This is a genomic window from Amycolatopsis sp. NPDC043887 (genome assembly GCF_056435665.1).
On record NZ_JBWKEB010000006.1, the window covers coordinates 229,448 to 245,691 of the forward strand.

The following is a 16,244-nucleotide window of genomic DNA, read 5'->3' on the forward strand; positions in this document are numbered from 1 at the left end:
CTCCTACGGTTTGACGGAAAGGGCGCGAAGGTGGTCCACGGCAAGGCGCGCCGCCGTGCCGATCGAGGCGTCGACCGCGGGCAGGCGGTCGGCGAGGGATTCGGCGCGGGTGAACACCGCGACGGCGTACCGAAGACCGTCCACATCGGACACGACACCCGCTTCGTTGCGGACGGCGGGAAGCGTCCCGGTCTTGGCCGCGACCGCCACGCCGGCGGGGAATCCGGACGACATCCGGTGCGGCCAGATCTGCTGGGCCATGATCCTCCGCACGCGTTCACAGGCGGCCGGGTCACCCGCGCGGTCGGTCCAGAGCGCGTCCAGCAGCGCGGTGATCTCCCGCGGGGTCGACGACGTCGTACGTTCCGGGTCGAGTACCGAGAGCTTCCACAGCTGTTCGGGCGTGGCGGCGGCGAAGACGGCTTCCAGATCGTCGTCCGGTTTCGCGCCGAGATCGGCGATCACCGACGCGAAGAGGTCCTCGCAGCAGCCGATCAACCGTGTCCTGGCGAGCCCGAGATCGGCGAGCACTCGGTCGACGGCCTTCTGCCCGACCCGGTGGTAGACGAGGTCGGTCGCGGCGTTGTCGCTCATCGTCAGCATGAAATGGGCCAGGTCGCGCCAGCTCATCTCGACGTCGTCCGCACAGCCCGCGGTGCCGATCCCCCCGATCCGGTACCGGGCGGTGACCCGGGTCCGCTCGGTCTCGTCCAGCCGCCCGGCCACCACTTCCCTGGCGTAGGCGAGGGCGACCGGGATCTTGAACACCGACGCGAGCACGACCGGATCGTCCGCGCCCACGGCGACTTCGGGTCCGTCGGAGACGCCGACCTCCCGCGCGTGCACGAATCCCCGCGCCCCGGCGGCCGCGAAGACCGCCTCGATCTCGTCGGCGATCCGGCTCACCGGCTCACCCGCCGGTCGGCGCGCCCGGTGTGGAGGTACAGCGCCCGGCCGTTGCCGTCGTCGCCGACGAACGCGTGCGGCATGTGCAGGCCGGGCAGCGTCTTGTAGGCCGCGACGAGCGTGTCGTCCTTGTAGGCCAGCAACTCCGTCTTCTCGGCTTCCCCGCCCGTAGCGGCCATGACCCCCTTCGGAACACGCTCGATCCACAGCTTGCCCTCGTCGTCCTGGCTGACCACGGTGTCGGCCACCCGCGACGAGTACTCGCCGACGTACCGGGACGGATGGGCCGGGGCCGCCGCCGCGTTCGGCTCCGGCAGGGCGGGGACCTCGACGTCGGCGAGGTCGCCCAGCACCTTCCGGAAGATGTCCGCGTACAGGTGGAGCGGACGGCCGCCGTTGGTCAGCAGGGCGACCGCGACGTTGCGGCCCGGGACCACCCGCAGGAAGGCCGACTGGCCGATGGTGCCGCCGTCGTGGCCGATCACCGGGCCTCCCGGCCAGTCGAAGAGCATCCAGCCGAGACCCCATGCGCCGCCCAGCAGGCCGAGGTCGGGCAGCTCGACCTGGCGCTCCCACATCGATCGCACGGTTTCCGGCCGGAGCACCTGGGTGCCGTCGTCGGCCCTGCCTTCGGACAGGTGCATCCGCGTGAAGGTGAGCAGGTCGCGCGGGCGCATCGAGAGCATCGATCCGGCGGGGGCGTTCGACCGGGCCAGTGCCCAGACTCCGGCGGGCCGCGGTTCGTCGCCGGGCGACGGCGCGAGATGCCCGATCGCGGCGCGGTACCGGATCGCGTCGTACGGCCCGGCGGCCGCGTGCGTCAGTCCCAGCGGGGCGAAGAGATGGTCACGCAGGCAGTCGTCGTAGGACTTGCCCCGCAGCACCTCGACGACGCGGCCGAGCACGCAGTAGGCGGCGTTGTTGTAGGAGAACATCTCCCCCGGCGGGAACAACTGGGGCACGTCGGACAGCGTCGCGACCAGCTTCTCCACGCAGTCGTCGCCCACGCCGGTGTCGGTGAAGATGTCGCCTTCGAAACCGGACGTGTGGCAGGTCAGCTGCCGGACGGTGATCCGCGACGCCGCGTCGTCGTCGGCGAGGACGAACTCCGGCAGGTAGCTCCGGACCGGCTTGTCGAGGTCGAGGAGGCCTTCGTCGACGAGCTGCATCGCCAGCGTCGTCGTCCACACCTTCGTGATCGAGCCGATCTGGAACACCGAATCCACTGTGGACTCGACACCGGTGTCCTTGTTCAGCACGCCCGCCGCGTGGTCGATCACCTCGCCGCCGGCGAGGACCGCGACGGCCGCGCCGGGAACCCCGTGTTCGGCCAGCAGGGCGGAAAGGTTCTCTTCCAACCAGGCGTCGATTTCGGAAAGTTTCGCCATGTTCCACCTCGTGTCCGGGAAAGCGTCGGCCGCAGTTCCCGGGATGCTATGCCGGTGACCGGCGTCACCGATTCGTGCGGAACGACGAGAGCGGCGGAAAAGTTCATCCGGGCATACGAATCAATCCGGCCAGGTCCGATGACCGGAACCGCCCCAAGTCCTAAAAGGACGGTTCGCGACGGGCGGCCACTCACGTCCACCCAACCTGACCTATGCTGCGATTGATAACCGCTGTTTATCAATAGACCGGAACCAAGTCTTTGTCTTCGATGAGTCCGCTTCGTACCGTGAACGGATCGGCGGCAGAGGCAACGGAGGGAGGCATCTCATGGAACTTCGTCACCTGCGCTACTTCGTCACCGTCGCCGAGACCTGTCACTTCGGCCGGGCGGCCGAGCGGCTGCACGTCGCGCAGCCCGCGCTCTCGCACACCATCCGTCAGTTGGAGGAGGAACTCGGCGTCGTCCTCCTGGCTCGGACGACCCGGCAGGTCCGCGTGACAGCGGCGGGCGAGTTCTTCCTGGCCGAAGCCCGGCGCGTCCTCGCGGGGCTGGACGTGGGAGTGCGCGGTGTCCGCCGGATCGGCGAGGGCAAACGGGGCCTGCTCCGGGTCGGGTTCACCGGTACCGCGGCGTTCTCCCATCTGCCGCGGCTGGCCAGGGCGCTCGCCCAGCGGGTGCCGGACGTGGAGCTGGAGATCCGCGCCGATCTCCTGACCGCCGAGCAGTGCGAGCGCCTGCGCACGGGGACGCTGGGGATCGGGGTGCTCCGCCCGCCGGTCACCGGGGACGACATCGGCTTCCGGGTGATCGAGCGCGAGCCGCTGGTCCTCGCCGTCCCCGCCGACCACCGGCTGGCCGCCGAACCCGTCGTCGCGATGGCGGAGCTGCGGACCGAACCGCTCGTGACCTACGACCGGCGCAACTCCGTCGTGTACGACGCCGTCGCCCGCAGCTGCCGGGAGGCGGGGCTCACGCCCCCTCAGCTGCACGAGGCCTCCGGGACCGCGGTCCTGCTGGCGCTGGTCGCCGGCGGCCTGGGGGTCGGCGTGGTGCCCGCTTCGGCCCGAGCGCTCCCTTTGGCCGGTGTCGTGTTCCGAGACCTCGCCGGAGCGGCGACCGTGGAGCTGGCACTGGCCTGGCACCGCGAAACTCCGTCCCCGCTCGTCACGACCGTCCTCGACGCGCTCAACGACGTCTTTCCCACCACCGAGGGCACCTGATGAAGATCACGCGAGTCGAGGCGATCCCGTTCGCCATCCCGTACCGGAAGCCGTTGAAATTCGCGTCGGGCGAGGTGCACGTCGCCGAGCACGTCCTCGTGCGGGTGCACGCCGACAACGGCGTCGTCGGCGTGGCCGAAGCGCCCCCGCGGCCGTTCACCTACGGCGAGACCCAGGCGGGGATCGTCGCGGTGATCGACTCCCTGTTCGCCCCGCAGGTGGTCGGCCTCAGCCTGCTCGACCGCGAAACGGTGCACACCCGGCTCGCCCGCACGGTCGGCAATCCGACCGCGAAATCCGCGATCGACATGGCGATCTGGGACGCGCTCGGCCGCAGCCTCGACGTGTCGGTCACCGAACTGCTCGGCGGCTACACCGACCGCATGCGCGTGTCCCACATGCTCGGCTTCGACGAGCCTTCCGCGATGGTCGCCGAGGCCGAGCGGATGCGGGAGACCCACGGCATCACCACCTTCAAGGTCAAGGTCGGCCGTCGTCCGGCATCGCTCGACACCGCCGTCGTGCGCGCGCTGCGGGAGCACTTCGGCGACGCCGTCGACCTCTACGTCGACGGCAACCGCGGCTGGACCGCCGCCGAATCGGCTCGGGCGATGCGGGAGATGGCCGATCTCGGGCTGCTCTTCGCCGAGGAACTGTGCCCCGCCGACGACGTCCTCGGCAGGCGCTGGCTCGTGCGGCAGCTCGACGTGCCGTTCATCGCCGACGAATCCGCGGTGACCCCGGCCGACGTCACCCGCGAGATCCTCGGCGGCTCCGCCACCGCGATCAGCATCAAGACCGCCCGCACCGGCTTCACTCGCTCGCAGCGCACCCACCACCTCGCCGAAGGACTCGGCCTCGAAGTCGTGATGGGCAACCAGATCGACGGCCAGCTCGGTTCACTGTGCACGGTCGCGTTCGGCTCGGCCTACGAGCTGACGTCCCGCCGCCCCGGCGAACTCTCGAACTTCCTCGACATGAGCGACGACCTGCTCACCGAGCCGTTGCGTGTCGTCGATGGCGAACTCACCGTCCGCCCCGGCGCCGGCCTCGGTGCCGAAATCGATCCCGGGAAGCTCCGGAACTACCGCCAGGACCACTGACGCCCACTACGAATCAAGGAGGATTCATGACCGCCATCCCCGAGACGGCCACCGCGGCCGCGTCCGGTGCCAACGCGACCGAACGGTTCAAGAGCGACAAGTTCGCCGGCGTCGCCGGAACGCCGAAGGAGCGGGTCAGCCTGCTGGCCCGCGAGGTGCTGGAAGCCGTGCACGGCACGATCCGGAAGCACAAGGTCACCTACGACGAGTACAACGCGCTCAAGTCGTGGCTGATCAGCGTCGGCGAGGACGGCGAGTGGCCACTGTTCCTCGACGTCTGGGTGGAGCACGTCGTCGAAGAGGTCGCCACCGAGCACCGTGAGGGCAACAAGGGCACCATCGAGGGGCCGTACTACGTGCCCGGCGCGCCCGAGCAGGGTGCTCACGGTTCGGTCCCGATGCGGGACGACGAACCCGGTACGCCGCTCGTCTGGACCGGTCAGGTCACCTCCACCGACGGCACGGCGCTGGGCGGGGCGAAGGTCGAGCTGTGGCACGCCGACGCGGACGGCTTCTACTCCCAGTTCGCGCCGGGCATCCCGGAGTGGAACCTGCGCGCGAGCTTCACCGCCGACGCCGATGGCAGGTTCGAGATCCACACCGTGCGCCCGGCGCCGTACCAGATCCCGACCGACGGCTCCTGCGGCAAGCTCATCGCCGCGGCGGGCTGGCACGCGTGGCGTCCGGCGCATCTGCACGTCAAGGTCTCGGCCCCGGGGCACGAGCTGCTCACCGCCCAGCTGTACTTCCCCGGCGACGAGCACAACGACGACGACATCGCTTCGGCGGTCAAACCGGAACTGGTGCTCGACCCGCGCCCGTCAGGCCATGGCGAGACCGTCGAGTACGGCTTCGTCCTCGACCCCGAACGTTCCTGACCAGTGTCCCTTTTGGAGTGACCGATGCTCTACCACGTGCGCATGGACGTTCGCCTGCCGCCGGATCTCGATCCGGTGGAGCGGGCCGACCTCGTCACGCGCGAAAAGGCGTACAGCCAAAAGCTTCAGCGCGAAGGCAAGTGGCCGCAGCTGTGGCGGATCGCGGGCGAGTACGCGAACTTTTCGATCCTGGACGTCGCCGACCACGACGAGCTGCACACGCTGCTGTCCGGTCTGCCGTTGTTCCCGTACATGGACATCGCGGTCACGCCGCTGGCTACGCACCCGTCCAAGGTCGAGGCCGGTCTCTGAGGATCACTCGGCTCTCTTCGCGAAGAGGGGCCCCTTCGAAGCGATCATCCCGATGCCGAAGCCCAGCACCGAAATCCCGAACATGATAAGTATGAAGCCGCCGATCTTCGCCTCTGCGTCGGTGTCCGGGCTGCGCGCCGACTTCGAGGAACGGGCGACCACGGCGTCCGGATCGGCGATCGCGTCGACCCCGACGTAGAACAACGCGATCGAGGCGAGGATCAGGAAGATGCCGCCGGCGATGCGCTTGCCGGACCGGCGCGGTGGAGCGGCGCCTTGGCTGTCCTCAGTGGAGTTGGACTCTGACATGGGCTGCAAGGTATCAGCGGCCGCCGACGAACGTGAGGTGAGAACGGCGACGCAGGCGGAACCCCGACGCGAGGGCCACCGTGGCGAGCAGGAGCACGAAGGCCGCCACGCCGTGCGCGACACCTCGGGTCAGGTAGCCGATGTCCGTGTGGTCGATGGCGTAGGTGCCGATCTCACGGCTCGACCAGAACGGCAGCAAGCGCGCGATCAGGCTCGACGGATCGGCCATCATCTGGAGACCGACGACCGCCAGCAGCACGAGCGTGCCTTCGAGTTCCCTGGGCAGCACCGCACTGAGCAAAAGCCCGAACGGCGCCGACACGGCGACCGTCAGCACCATGACCAAGGCGACCGAGCCGTACCGGACGTCGTGCTGGTCGACGAGGATCAGCACGAAGTACGGCGCGGACAACAGGAACCCGACCGTCCACAGTGCACTCAAACGACCGAGGTACAGGTCGTGGGAACGGTAACCCGAAAGCCGCAGCCGAGGCTCCATGGCACGGCTCGCGCTGCCCGCGAACAGCGCGGCGGTGCTCAACGCCCAGCCGAGGCCGAGGCAGACGAAGCGGATCGACTGTCCGAGGTGGTCACCACGCCTGCTCAAGTAGAACACCAACGGCAGCAGCAGGAGGATCAGCAGGACCGACCGGCGGCGCAGCAGTTCGCGCAGCGACATCTCGGCGACCGTCAGGATCTTCTTCACGCGACAGCCTTCCTGGCCGGGGAAAGTTCGAGCACGGTGTCGACGCGGTCCAGCTGGTTCAGCAGGTGGGTCACCACCACGATCGCCTTGCCTGCCTCGCGCCACTGCCAGACCTGATGCCAGAAGTCGAGGTACGTGCCCTTGTCGAAACCCTGATAGGGCTCGTCGAGCAGCAGCACGTCCGGGTCGCCGAGCCCGGCGAGCACGAGGTTCAGTTTCTGCCTGGTCCCACCGGAAAGGTGCCGGGCCTGCGTGCCGCGTCCGGGCGTCCAGTCCAGCGCCGCGGCGCGGGCGGCGCCGATCCGTGCCGACTCTTCGCGGGCCATCCCGCGCCCGGCGCCGATCAGCACGAAATGCTCACCCGCGTCGAGGAAATCCGCCGTGCCACCGTCCTGCGGGCAGTAGCCGAGTGAACCGCGCACGCGGACCTCGCCCTTGTCCGGGCCGGTGATCCCGGCGCAGATACTCAGGAACGTGCTCTTGCCACAGCCGTTCGCCCCGATCACCGCGGCGATCTCGCCCGAGCGCACCACGAGGTCGACACCGTCCAGCACCGTCCGCCTGCCGTATTTCTTCGTGATACCCCTGGCTTCCAGCAGCACTTCGCCCGGCCGACGCCGGGGACGTCCCACACTGTCGGCCACGGCCGAGGCGTACGCGGCGGGCGGCCCGAAGACCCGGATCGGGTCTCCGCCGCTTTCCCGCAGATGCACGGCCGCCTCCGCGACCACTTGCCGCGCCGCGTCCCCGCCGACGCCCCGGCGACGCAGTTCGTGCGTCAGCGCGGAAAGCCATCCGTCGTGGTTCATCTTCCCTCCCGCAAGATCGAGGCCACCCCGGCGGAGAACTCCTGCCAGTCGGAGGTGGCGTGCCGCAGTGTTTCCCGGCCTTTCGCGGTGATCCGGTAGTACTTGCGCGCGGGCCCGGCCGTCCCGTCCCGCCAGCTCGCGGTGACCAGGCCGAACCGCTGCAACCGCAGCAGCACCGGATACAGCGTGCCGCCCTGGATGGGGCCCAGCCCGGCGGCGTCGAGCGACTGGGCCAGCTCGTAGCCGTAGGACTCGCGCTCGGCGACCAGCGCCAGCACGCACGGCGCCAGCACCCCCCGCAGCCACTGGCCTCGCCGGTCCTGATCCACGTCGAGCAATGTAGCAGTCCTACCTAGATAGGACTACAAGCTAGTCCTGTCTCTGTGCTTGGAGCCGGATCTCGCGTGTCTCGGGACGGATGACACGGAGGGTGCGAGTTCCGCTTCCAAGCACGCGAGATCCGTCTCCAGTCACGCGAGATCCGTCTCCGATCACGCGACTTCGGCCGCGAGGCGAGGCAGTGGTTTCGTTTGCGCGGCACCAAGCCCGGGTATGCGGCGCCATGCCGGAAACCAACGCCGTCGCCGCGGAGATCGACCTCGAAATCATGGGATCCATCCCCGAACCACGCCACCGTCTGCGAGGAAAACGGCCGGAACGAGCGTCGTCGTGAACCGGGCGGCAGTACTGCTGGGGCTGGGTCTCGGCGGCTTCGTCGACGGTATCTTCGCCCATCAGATCCTGGGCTGGCATCACCTGCTCTCGAGCTGGTATCCCCCGGTCACCCCCGCGAACCTGCATCTCAACATGGTGGGTGACGGGTTGTTCCACCTGCTGTGCTTGATCTTCGTGGTCCTCGGTGTGGTGCTGCTGAACCGGGGTGATCGCCTGGCTCCCCGGAGGCTCTGGGGTGGGCTGGCGGTCGGCTGGGGCGTGTTCAACCTCGTCGAGGGCACCGTCGACCATCTGATCCTCGGCGTGCACCACGTCCGCGCCGGTCCCGGCCAGCTGGCGTACGACCTCGGTTTCCTGCTGCTCGGCGTCTTCCTGGTGGTGATCGGTGTACTGCTTTCCCGATCGGCTCCCTCGCTCGCGCGCGACTGATCCGGGTTCGTGCCGTGGGCGCGGGGTACCCGGTGGCATGGACAGATTCCTGAGCATCTACCTCAACGACCAGCTCGCGATGGGCGTCGCCTGGCGGGAACTGGCTCGCCGGTCCCGGAAGGCGAATCAGGGCACCGAAGTCGGTGAGGCATTGACCCGCGTCGCGTCGGGCATCGCCGAAGACGTCGAGACCTTCCGGGACATCATGCGCGAACTGGGAATCCGGCGGAATCCCGTCAAGAGCACGCTGACCGCGCTGGCGGAGCGCGCAGGTCGACTCAAGCCCAACGGACGGCTGAGGAGCTATTCCCCGTTGAGCCGCTTCGAAGAACTCGAATTCCTGATCATGGGTATCGAGGGCAAGAAGCAGTTGTGGGAAACGCTGGACCGCCTCGCGGGACTGCGCTCGCGCCTGCCCGGCGTCGACTTCGCGCGGCTGATCGAGCGGGCCGGGGAACAGCGCGCCCTTCTCGAGCCGCACCGCGTCCGGGCGGGAACCGAGGTCCTCCAAGGCTGAGGTCGCACGCCGGCCACGTTTTCCGTGCGGAGTGGGAGTCCGAGCTCACCGGCGAGCGGCCCGGCGGACCAAGGCGGTGAATCTCCTCGAGGAAGCCGGGCGGTCGGTACCACCGCCGATGGACGGCTGGAGTACCTCGATTCCGGCCTCCCGCCCGAGCAGGCGGCTCAGCAGGGGTGTCGAGGTGGCCGAGCGGCATCAGCGCCTGGTCCGCTCGCGTATCGACATGGTCCGCGGCTATGCCGAGACCATGGGATGCCGTCGCCGGTACCTGCTCGGCTATTTCGGCGAACAGCTGCCCGAGCTCTGCGGGAACTGCGACACCTGGGATTTCGGTGTCGCCGAGAGGCAACCGACGACAGGCGGTGAATTCGCCGTCCCGCACCCCGAACGGGGGCGAGGCGTGGTGATGTCGGTGGACCGGGACCGGCTACAAGACCCTTGCCCGGTCCGCCGTCGACGAGCACGATCTGCTCTCCACCGACGAGACCTCTTGACACACTTCGCGAATAGGAAATGGACATCGTGGGTATCCAGTGCCATGACGCCGGCGGCCATGGGGCGCTGTCGACGAGGAAGGAGTAGATCGTGTATCGACATACTCCAGACCCGAGCATGGAGAGGAGCGACTCCGACGCCGACGTGGCTGATACGGAGTCCGGAGCCGTCCTGGGCGCACCGATCGACACCGCCGTGAGGTCGGCTTTCGAGGAGCTCGTTCCGGCACAGGCAGGCGAAGCCGCCCTGCTCCGCCGGAAACTGAGGGACTGGCTGGACGCGTTGCCCATCGACGCGAACAGCAAGTACGACATCACCATCGCCACGTACGAGGCGATGGCCAACACGGCGGTGCACGCCTACCCCGGCAGGCGAGGCTGGGTCCGCCTTTACGCCGACTGGGCGGGTGATGCGATCACGGTCACGGTGACCGATACGGGGGACGGCATTCCCGCGGCGCGGTCGCGTACGGACAAGCCCGTTTCCGGTGGCCGTGGCCTGAGCCTGATCGACGAGGTCACCGACCAGATGACCATCGACACCGGTGCGCACGGCACGCGGGTGGCCATGGTGTGGCGGCCTGCCGCGCTCCGCCAGAACACGGCGTCCTGACCGGACCGCCCTAGCGCGCCCCCACCGAGACGGCGGGACTCGGACCCGGGCCCGAAAGCGGAGTCGGCCCGAACCAGTCGAGGCACACCACCATCGCGTCGTCTTCGGCCTGCTCGCCGTGGCGGCGGGTGGTGAGTTCCCTCAGCACGGAGCCCGGGACGTGAGCGGCGGGCAGCTCGGCGGTCGCGACGACCGCCTCGGCGAGTTCGCGTTCCCCGTAGCGTTCACCGTGTGGCCCGGCCGCGTCGTAGACGCCGTCGCTGACGAACACGAACCGGTCTCCGTCGACGGCCTGGAATCGCTGGGCGGTGTAGAGCGTGTCCTCGAACGTGCCGAGCGGCAGCTGTTCGTCGAAGTGGACCTGCTCGGCTTTTCCGTCCCGCAGCCGCCACAAGCGCGGCGATCCCGCGTCGACGACGTCGGCCGTTCCGGTGGCGAGGTCGAACTCCAGCAGCAATGCCGAGACGTGCTGGGCGCCGCGATAGTGCGCGTAGAGCGCCTGGTCGGCGAGTTCGGCCTGGGCGTCGAGGGCGACTCCGGCGCGGCGGGCGTTGCGCAGCGCGTTGACGGCGAGATTGGTCAGCAGCGCGGCTTCGCTGCCCTCCCCCATGCCGTTGATGAGCGTGACGGCGAGTTTGTGGGCGGAGGCGGACCAGTCGAAGCAGTCGCCGTAGATGGCGTACGCGGGTTCGAGCTGGCCGCCCAGCGCGAATTCGGCGCGCGTGCAGGCCCGGCCGGGCAGGAGCTGCCATTGCATCTCCGCGGCCAGCGTCAGCCGGGAGGAACGCCGGGCCTGGATGTAGAGATCGGTGTCGCGGTCGGCGACGAACAGTTCGTGCGCCAGCGCTTCGGCGAACCGCTCGAGTTCGGCCCACACCGGTGGTTCCGGCTCCTCGGGTAGGGTCACCGCGAGGATCCCGAGCCGGTCACCGCGGACGCTGACCGGCAGGTACCCGGTCACGCTCGCGCCGTCGTGGCCGAACGTGGCGGCCTGCGTGACGAAGGCCGCCCCCGGCGTCGTGCCCTCGACCGGGATCGGGTCCGACGTGTAGGGCAGCGTGCTCACCCGGCACAGCTCGGTGAGGGCGTAATCGGCCATCAGCAGCTCGACCGCCCGCGCCCCGAAATGCTCGGAAAGCGCCGAGCGCAGGGCGGCGGGCAGGTCGTGAGGAGGGACGTCCCGCAAAAGACGCTCCACCGCCAGGGATCTGTCCAACGCCCCGCCTCCCGCTCACCGGATCGCGCACCGGGCAGGCACACGTTGAGTCTGTTGAGTCTGCGCCGCCCCGGCGTGCCGGTCTACGGCGATTCGCGCGAGCTGTGCTGCAGGAACGAGCATAAGGATGCCAGAGTGGACACCGTGGATCGGTCCCGCGAGCAGCCAACCCCGGACGGGACGGCTGCGGTGTTCGACCTGCCCGGCCTCGTCGAGCTCGTGGTCGAGCGGATGCAGGACGTCTCTCCGCGGCCGCTGTCCACCGCCCAGCTGCGCGCGGTGATCGCCCTGGACCACCACGACGGGCTGAACCTGCGCACCCTGGCCGAGTTGCTCGGCTCGACCCCGCCACTGGTGAGCCGTCTCTGCGACCGGCTCGAAGCGGTCGGTTTCCTCGAACGCCTGCCGAGCACCCGCAGCCGCCGCGAACTCATGTTGCGGTTGAGCGAGCGCGGGCGCGGGTACCTGCGGGAGATCCGCGCCCGGCGGCGGGAGAACGTCGAGGCGGTACTCGACAAGATGACCCCCGCCGGGAGGGCCGCGCTGGCCGCCGGACTGCGGGAATACCACGCCGCCGGCACCGGGGACGAGGTCGGCCGCGGGGCGCCGTGAGGCCCCGCTATTGCGGGGGTACTCTCTCAACTGTTGTCATATGACAATAGTTCACCGGCGTACAGCAGAGCGCGCCCCAAACCGCAGGAGGACAACGGTGCTGGGGACGGACGATGCCCCCGTTCGGGAGCTGCTGACGCGGGCCCTCGACGACGACCACGCCACGCTGGTGGGCGAATGGGTCCATCGGCAGCTCGAGCCGCCCGCCGTGGCGCACACCGAGCAGGATCTCCGCCGCGAGGCCGCCGAACTGCTGGAAGCGCTGCGTGCCGCACTGGGCACGACGATGCCCGCCGACCGGATCGTGGCGCGGGACGGCGCGGTCCGTGACGCGCTGACTTCGCTGTCGGAGCGCCGGGCTCGCGCGGGCGCCGAACCGTCGGCCACCGCCATGGCGATCCTGTCGCTCAAACGCATGATGCTGGCCGCCGTCGAGCGGCACACCGACGACGCGGAACTGCGCTACCGGGCGGCGCTGCTGGTCAGCGAACTGCTCGACAGCGCCGGCATGCTGACCTTCGCGGTCTACGCCACCGGGCGCGAACAGATCATTCGCCAGCAGCACCACCAGATGCTCGAACTGTCCACCCCGGTCGTGCGGCTGTGGCGGCACGTGCTGGCGGTGCCGCTGATCGGCACCCTCGACAGCGCGCGCACGCAGGTCGTGATGAACAACCTCCTCGAGGCGATCCAGACCCACGAAGCCCGGGTCGCGATCATCGACATCACCGGCGTGCCGACCGTCGACACCGCGGTGGCCCAGCACCTGTTGCAGACCGTCAGCGCGGTCCGGCTCATGGGCGCGGAATGCGTCGTCAGCGGCATCCGGCCGTCGATCGCGCAGACCATCACCCAGCTGGGCATCGACCTGTCGCATATCGTCACCCGCGGCTCCCTCGCCGACGCGCTGGCCACCGCGATGCGGCTCATCGGCGACAGCACCCACGCGGGCGCGGTGACGGAGTGAGCGCCGAGGCGGGACTGCCGATCCTGCGGCTCGGCGACATCCTGCTCACCGGCCTGCTCAGCGACCTGGACGACAAGACCGCCCTGCGGTTCACCGAAGAGCTCACCACCCGCATCTCCGACGAAGGCATCCGCGGCGTCATCATCGACATCTCACGGCTGGAGATCATCGACTCCTTCGTCGCGCGGGTCCTGATGCAGCTCGCCGACACCGGACGCCTGCTCGGCGCCACGATGATCGTCGCCGGGATGCGCCCCGCGGTCGCGATCACGCTGTCCGAACTAGGGCTCCAGCTCACCGGCGTCCGGACCGCGCTCAACGCGGAACAGGCGATGGAACTGCTGGGCTGGCGCCGCCCCGCCGAGGCGCCTCATGCTCCCTGACGAACTCACCGACCCCGGACGCGACGTTCCGCCCCTCGAACACGCCGTCCGCGCCGAAGAGGATCTGCTCACCGCCCGGCACGCCGTGCGGTCCAGCGCGGTCGCCGCGGGGTTCTCCATCGTCGACCAGACGAAGATCGTCACCGCGGCCAGCGAACTGGTCCGCAACGCCTACATCCACGGTGGCGGCGGAACCATGACGATCACCGTGCTCCGCGACGACCGCGGCCGGATCGGGTTGCGGCTGCGCGTCCGGGACGACGGGCCCGGCATCGCCGACGTCGACCAGGCGATGACCGACGGCTTCAGCACCGGCGCCGGGCTCGGGCACGGCCTCGGCGGCACACGCCGCCTCGTCGACGAATTCACCATCGACACCGCCCCCGGCCGCGGCACGACCATCACGATCACGCGCTGGAAGCCATGACCGGCATCGTGGTTCCCCCGCCCTCGCGCCACCTGCGCGTCGACCACGCCAGCGCCGTCTACGCCGCCGCACGGACCGCCCGTGAGACCGGGCGGGCAGGCGGGCTGCCCTCGGTGCTCACCGAACGCGCGGCCGTCGTGACCTCCGAGCTGGCGGGGAACCTCGACCGGCACGCGATCAACGGTTCGATCGTCGTGCAGCGGCCCGCGATCGGGCTCGGCATCGACGTCCTTGCCGCCGACGACGGCCCGGGGATGGCCGACGTCGGACATTGGCTGCTCGACGGCAACACCACCACCGGCACGCTCGGCACCGGCCTCGGCGCGGTCGGCAGGATGGCCACCGTCTTCCGGATCCGCTCGGCGCCCCGGTCCGGCACCCTCGCCGCGGCCCGGATCCTCCTCCCCGGGACACCGGCCGGACCCGCCGCCGCGGTCGGGCATTTCTGCCTCCCCCGCGACGGGGAAGACCACTGCGGCGACGCCATCGCCCTCGCCGAACTGACCGGCGGCTGGGCCGCGGTCGTCGTCGACGGCCTCGGGCACGGGCCCGACGCCGCCGAAGCCGCCGACACGGCGATCCGCGTGTTCCGTCAGAACCCCGACCGCCCGTTCCCCCATCAGCTGGCGACCATGCACCGCGCCCTGCGCACCACCCGCGGCGCCGCCGTCGCGCTCGCCCGGATCGCGGCGGGCAGGCTCGAATTCTGCGGAGTCGGCAACGTCAGCGGCACGACGATCAGCGGGGACGGCCGGTCGCGACTGCTGCTCAGCATCCCCGGTGTCGTCGGCTACGCCCTGCCCGCCGCTCAAGTCCGGCACACCGCGCTCACCGCCGGCAACCTCGTCGTGCTGCACACCGACGGCGTCGACCACACCTGGCGCACACCGGCGAGCGCGACGCAGCCGTCGAACGCGCTGCTTCTCGCCGCCGATCTCTCCCACCGTCACCGCAACCCCCGCGACGACGCCGCCATGATCGCCCTCCACCCGGACCAGCTCGGCTGATGCATCCACACCTCGCCCGGCTCCGCCGCCGCCTCCGCGCCGCCTGCGCCGTAGCCGGCGTCCCCGTCGAAGACCGCGCCCGTCTCGTCATGGCCGCGACGCTGCTCGCCGAACCGGCCTTCGGCACGGGCACGGAAGTCACGCTCGAAACCACCACCACCGACGGCCTCCTCGCGGTCACCGTCCGGCTCCCCCACCCGGTCGAACGACCGCGGCGCAACACCCTCCCGCTGCTGCCCGACGCCGAAGACGACACGAGCCTCACCTGGCACCTCCCCACGGGAACCGTCCGGCATCCCGTCCCGGCCGGCGACGACCAGGCCACCGATGAGGAAACCCTCGCGCTCATCGCCCGCGCCGACGCGCTCGCGCAGGAACAGCGGGAGCTCAAACACGAACTCGCCGAAACCAACAGCGGCGTGCTGGCCATGTACATCGAACTCGAACAGCGCGACGAGCAACTCCGCCGCGCGCATTCCGTCATCTTCCGCGAACTCGAAGACGCGCTACGGCCCGGCCCGCCCGCCGTACCGGGGCTCGAACTGGCCGTCCACTACTCGCCGACCGACCAGGACTCCCCCACCGGCGGCGACCTCTACGACTGGTTCGTCCTTCCCGGCGGTCAGCTGCACATCACCCTCGTCGACGCAGTCGGGCACGGTGTCACCTCTACCCGCCATGCCCTCACCGTCACCCACGCGATCCGCACCCTCGCGCTGGAAGGCCACCCCTTCCGCGACCTCATCGCCCGTACCGCGCGCACCCTCGCCACGATCGAGCCCGACCTCATGGCGACCGTGATCCTCGCCAGGATCGACCCCGCGACCGGCGAACTGACCCTCGCCAACGGCAGCCACCCCGCCCCCGTACTGGCCACTGTGGACGGTCGAGCGCGGCTGCTGCGCTCCCCGGTCGTCGGCCGCGGGATCGGCTTCCCCGATCCCGGCAGCCCCGAACTCCGCCACCACACCCTCGACCACGGGGACACTCTGCTCCTCTACACCGACGGCCTCGTCGAAAGCCGCAAGGACTATCTCGAAGGCCAAGACCGGCTCCTGGATCTCGCCCCCGCGTACGCCACCCTCCCCATCACCGAGCTTCCCCGGGAACTGGCCGGCCGGATGCACGACGTCGTCCTGCACGCCGACGACACCGTCGTCCTCGCCGTCCGACGGCCACTTCCCGGGGGGAGCCTCAGCAGGCAGGCGGAGTGAACGTCCCGTTCTGCGCGACGACGTCACCGATATCCGCGAAGCCCACGTGATTGT

At 69.9% G+C, this 16,244-nt stretch carries 21 protein-coding genes; 14 read left to right on the top strand and 7 right to left on the bottom strand.

Features of this window, described 5'->3' with window-relative positions; translation table 11 throughout:
* Window positions 1-3 precede the first annotated feature (3 nt).
* Together AC069H_RS18175 and AC069H_RS18180 are read right to left on the bottom strand one after the other, a co-directional pair.
* Window positions 4-906, bottom strand: a complete 903-nt coding sequence (locus tag AC069H_RS18175; protein ID WP_478233091.1) for a serine hydrolase — start codon at window positions 904-906, stop codon at window positions 4-6.
* Window positions 903-2,294 carry a serine hydrolase domain-containing protein gene (locus AC069H_RS18180; protein ID WP_478233092.1) on the bottom strand — a complete coding sequence of 464 codons (1,392 nt, stop codon included), beginning with the start codon at window positions 2,292-2,294 and terminating at the stop codon, window positions 903-905. The genes AC069H_RS18175 and AC069H_RS18180 overlap by 4 nt, the downstream gene beginning before the upstream one ends.
* 328 nt (window positions 2,295-2,622) lie before the next feature.
* Here AC069H_RS18180 and AC069H_RS18185 point away from each other — a divergent pair, with 328 nt between their 5' ends.
* The 4 genes from AC069H_RS18185 to catC are packed head-to-tail and all read left to right on the top strand — an operon-like array spanning window position 2,623 to window position 5,809.
* The gene (locus AC069H_RS18185) at window positions 2,623-3,516 is read left to right on the top strand and encodes a LysR substrate-binding domain-containing protein (RefSeq protein ID WP_478233093.1); all 894 of its coding nucleotides are present in this window, start codon (window positions 2,623-2,625) and stop codon (window positions 3,514-3,516) included.
* On the top strand, window positions 3,516-4,619 hold the full coding sequence (locus tag AC069H_RS18190; protein ID WP_478227984.1) for a mandelate racemase/muconate lactonizing enzyme family protein: 1,104 nt from the start codon (window positions 3,516-3,518) through the stop codon (window positions 4,617-4,619). The genes AC069H_RS18185 and AC069H_RS18190 overlap by 1 nt, the downstream gene beginning before the upstream one ends.
* A gap of 26 nt (window positions 4,620-4,645) precedes the next feature.
* Window positions 4,646-5,497 (top strand): catechol 1,2-dioxygenase, encoded by an 852-nt coding sequence (gene catA, locus AC069H_RS18195; RefSeq protein WP_478233094.1) that lies wholly within the window; start codon window positions 4,646-4,648, stop codon window positions 5,495-5,497.
* A gap of 24 nt (window positions 5,498-5,521) precedes the next feature.
* Complete coding sequence (gene catC, locus AC069H_RS18200) at window positions 5,522-5,809, top strand: muconolactone Delta-isomerase (protein ID WP_478233095.1); 288 nt, start codon at window positions 5,522-5,524, stop codon at window positions 5,807-5,809.
* A 3-nt stretch (window positions 5,810-5,812) separates the two neighbouring features.
* Here the strand turns inward: catC and AC069H_RS18205 are convergent, their stop codons facing one another.
* From AC069H_RS18205 to AC069H_RS18220, 4 genes are read right to left on the bottom strand one after another with little or no spacing between them, the layout of a single operon-like run.
* Complete coding sequence (locus tag AC069H_RS18205; RefSeq protein WP_478227987.1) at window positions 5,813-6,118, bottom strand: hypothetical protein; 306 nt, start codon at window positions 6,116-6,118, stop codon at window positions 5,813-5,815.
* Between the two features lie 13 nt (window positions 6,119-6,131).
* Entirely contained in the window at window positions 6,132-6,824 is a 693-nt protein-coding gene (locus tag AC069H_RS18210) for an ABC transporter permease (RefSeq protein WP_478233096.1), read from the bottom strand.
* A complete protein-coding gene (locus AC069H_RS18215; RefSeq protein ID WP_478227989.1) occupies window positions 6,821-7,633 on the bottom strand; it encodes an ATP-binding cassette domain-containing protein in 813 nt (270 codons plus the stop codon). Before AC069H_RS18215 ends, AC069H_RS18210 begins: the two co-directional genes overlap by 4 nt.
* The gene (locus AC069H_RS18220; protein WP_478227990.1) at window positions 7,630-7,962 is read right to left on the bottom strand and encodes a PadR family transcriptional regulator; all 333 of its coding nucleotides are present in this window, start codon (window positions 7,960-7,962) and stop codon (window positions 7,630-7,632) included. The genes AC069H_RS18215 and AC069H_RS18220 overlap by 4 nt, the downstream gene beginning before the upstream one ends.
* 340 nt (window positions 7,963-8,302) lie before the next feature.
* On the opposite strand from AC069H_RS18220, the gene AC069H_RS18225 reads away from it, so the two are divergent.
* From AC069H_RS18225 to AC069H_RS18240, 4 genes are all read left to right on the top strand, one after another.
* The gene (locus AC069H_RS18225) at window positions 8,303-8,737 is read left to right on the top strand and encodes a DUF2243 domain-containing protein (RefSeq protein ID WP_478233097.1); all 435 of its coding nucleotides are present in this window, start codon (window positions 8,303-8,305) and stop codon (window positions 8,735-8,737) included.
* 37 nt (window positions 8,738-8,774) lie between these two features.
* Window positions 8,775-9,254, top strand: coding sequence for a hypothetical protein (locus tag AC069H_RS18230; protein WP_340688082.1), 480 nt, complete (start codon window positions 8,775-8,777; stop codon window positions 9,252-9,254).
* 118 nt (window positions 9,255-9,372) lie between these two features.
* Complete coding sequence (locus AC069H_RS18235; protein ID WP_478233253.1) at window positions 9,373-9,951, top strand: RecQ family zinc-binding domain-containing protein; 579 nt, start codon at window positions 9,373-9,375, stop codon at window positions 9,949-9,951.
* The gene (locus AC069H_RS18240; protein WP_478233098.1) at window positions 9,870-10,364 is read left to right on the top strand and encodes an ATP-binding protein; all 495 of its coding nucleotides are present in this window, start codon (window positions 9,870-9,872) and stop codon (window positions 10,362-10,364) included. The genes AC069H_RS18235 and AC069H_RS18240 overlap by 82 nt, the downstream gene beginning before the upstream one ends.
* A 10-nt stretch (window positions 10,365-10,374) precedes the next feature.
* Here AC069H_RS18240 and AC069H_RS18245 read toward each other — a convergent pair whose 3' ends face one another.
* A complete protein-coding gene (locus tag AC069H_RS18245; protein WP_478233099.1) occupies window positions 10,375-11,580 on the bottom strand; it encodes a PP2C family protein-serine/threonine phosphatase in 1,206 nt (401 codons plus the stop codon).
* A gap of 135 nt (window positions 11,581-11,715) precedes the next feature.
* Between AC069H_RS18245 and AC069H_RS18250 the strand changes: the two genes are divergently transcribed.
* The 6 genes from AC069H_RS18250 to AC069H_RS18275 all read left to right on the top strand — a co-directional run bounded on the left by AC069H_RS18250 (window position 11,716) and on the right by AC069H_RS18275 (window position 16,190).
* On the top strand, window positions 11,716-12,192 hold the full coding sequence (locus tag AC069H_RS18250; RefSeq protein WP_478227994.1) for a MarR family transcriptional regulator: 477 nt from the start codon (window positions 11,716-11,718) through the stop codon (window positions 12,190-12,192).
* Between the two features lie 97 nt (window positions 12,193-12,289).
* Window positions 12,290-13,159 (top strand): STAS domain-containing protein, encoded by an 870-nt coding sequence (locus AC069H_RS18255; protein ID WP_478227995.1) that lies wholly within the window; start codon window positions 12,290-12,292, stop codon window positions 13,157-13,159.
* Complete coding sequence (locus AC069H_RS18260; protein WP_340688076.1) at window positions 13,156-13,542, top strand: STAS domain-containing protein; 387 nt, start codon at window positions 13,156-13,158, stop codon at window positions 13,540-13,542. Before AC069H_RS18255 ends, AC069H_RS18260 begins: the two co-directional genes overlap by 4 nt.
* Window positions 13,532-13,969, top strand: a complete 438-nt coding sequence (locus AC069H_RS18265; RefSeq protein WP_340688075.1) for an anti-sigma regulatory factor — start codon at window positions 13,532-13,534, stop codon at window positions 13,967-13,969. Before AC069H_RS18260 ends, AC069H_RS18265 begins: the two co-directional genes overlap by 11 nt.
* Entirely contained in the window at window positions 13,966-14,976 is a 1,011-nt protein-coding gene (locus tag AC069H_RS18270; RefSeq protein ID WP_478233100.1) for a SpoIIE family protein phosphatase, read from the top strand. The genes AC069H_RS18265 and AC069H_RS18270 overlap by 4 nt, the downstream gene beginning before the upstream one ends.
* Complete coding sequence (locus tag AC069H_RS18275) at window positions 14,976-16,190, top strand: PP2C family protein-serine/threonine phosphatase (RefSeq protein ID WP_478227997.1); 1,215 nt, start codon at window positions 14,976-14,978, stop codon at window positions 16,188-16,190. Before AC069H_RS18270 ends, AC069H_RS18275 begins: the two co-directional genes overlap by 1 nt.
* Window positions 16,191-16,244: the final 54 nt, after the last annotated feature.

What these genes read in the sequence shown, in the direction of transcription:
- AC069H_RS18180 (WP_478233092.1), bottom strand. Translation starts at nt 2,294, where the DNA reads ATGGCGAAACTTTCCGAAATCGACGCCTGGTTGGAAGAGAACCTTTCC.
- AC069H_RS18185 (WP_478233093.1), top strand. Translation starts at nt 2,623, where the DNA reads ATGGAACTTCGTCACCTGCGCTACTTCGTCACCGTCGCCGAGACCTGT.
- AC069H_RS18190 (WP_478227984.1), top strand. Translation starts at nt 3,516, where the DNA reads ATGAAGATCACGCGAGTCGAGGCGATCCCGTTCGCCATCCCGTACCGG.
- catA (WP_478233094.1), top strand. Translation starts at nt 4,646, where the DNA reads ATGACCGCCATCCCCGAGACGGCCACCGCGGCCGCGTCCGGTGCCAAC.
- catC (WP_478233095.1), top strand. Translation starts at nt 5,522, where the DNA reads ATGCTCTACCACGTGCGCATGGACGTTCGCCTGCCGCCGGATCTCGAT.
- AC069H_RS18205 (WP_478227987.1), bottom strand. Translation starts at nt 6,118, where the DNA reads ATGTCAGAGTCCAACTCCACTGAGGACAGCCAAGGCGCCGCTCCACCG.
- AC069H_RS18215 (WP_478227989.1), bottom strand. Translation starts at nt 7,633, where the DNA reads ATGAACCACGACGGATGGCTTTCCGCGCTGACGCACGAACTGCGTCGC.
- AC069H_RS18230 (WP_340688082.1), top strand. Translation starts at nt 8,775, where the DNA reads ATGGACAGATTCCTGAGCATCTACCTCAACGACCAGCTCGCGATGGGC.
- AC069H_RS18235 (WP_478233253.1), top strand. Translation starts at nt 9,373, where the DNA reads ATGGACGGCTGGAGTACCTCGATTCCGGCCTCCCGCCCGAGCAGGCGG.
- AC069H_RS18240 (WP_478233098.1), top strand. Translation starts at nt 9,870, where the DNA reads ATGGAGAGGAGCGACTCCGACGCCGACGTGGCTGATACGGAGTCCGGA.
- AC069H_RS18265 (WP_340688075.1), top strand. Translation starts at nt 13,532, where the DNA reads ATGCTCCCTGACGAACTCACCGACCCCGGACGCGACGTTCCGCCCCTC.
- AC069H_RS18270 (WP_478233100.1), top strand. Translation starts at nt 13,966, where the DNA reads ATGACCGGCATCGTGGTTCCCCCGCCCTCGCGCCACCTGCGCGTCGAC.
- AC069H_RS18275 (WP_478227997.1), top strand. Translation starts at nt 14,976, where the DNA reads ATGCATCCACACCTCGCCCGGCTCCGCCGCCGCCTCCGCGCCGCCTGC.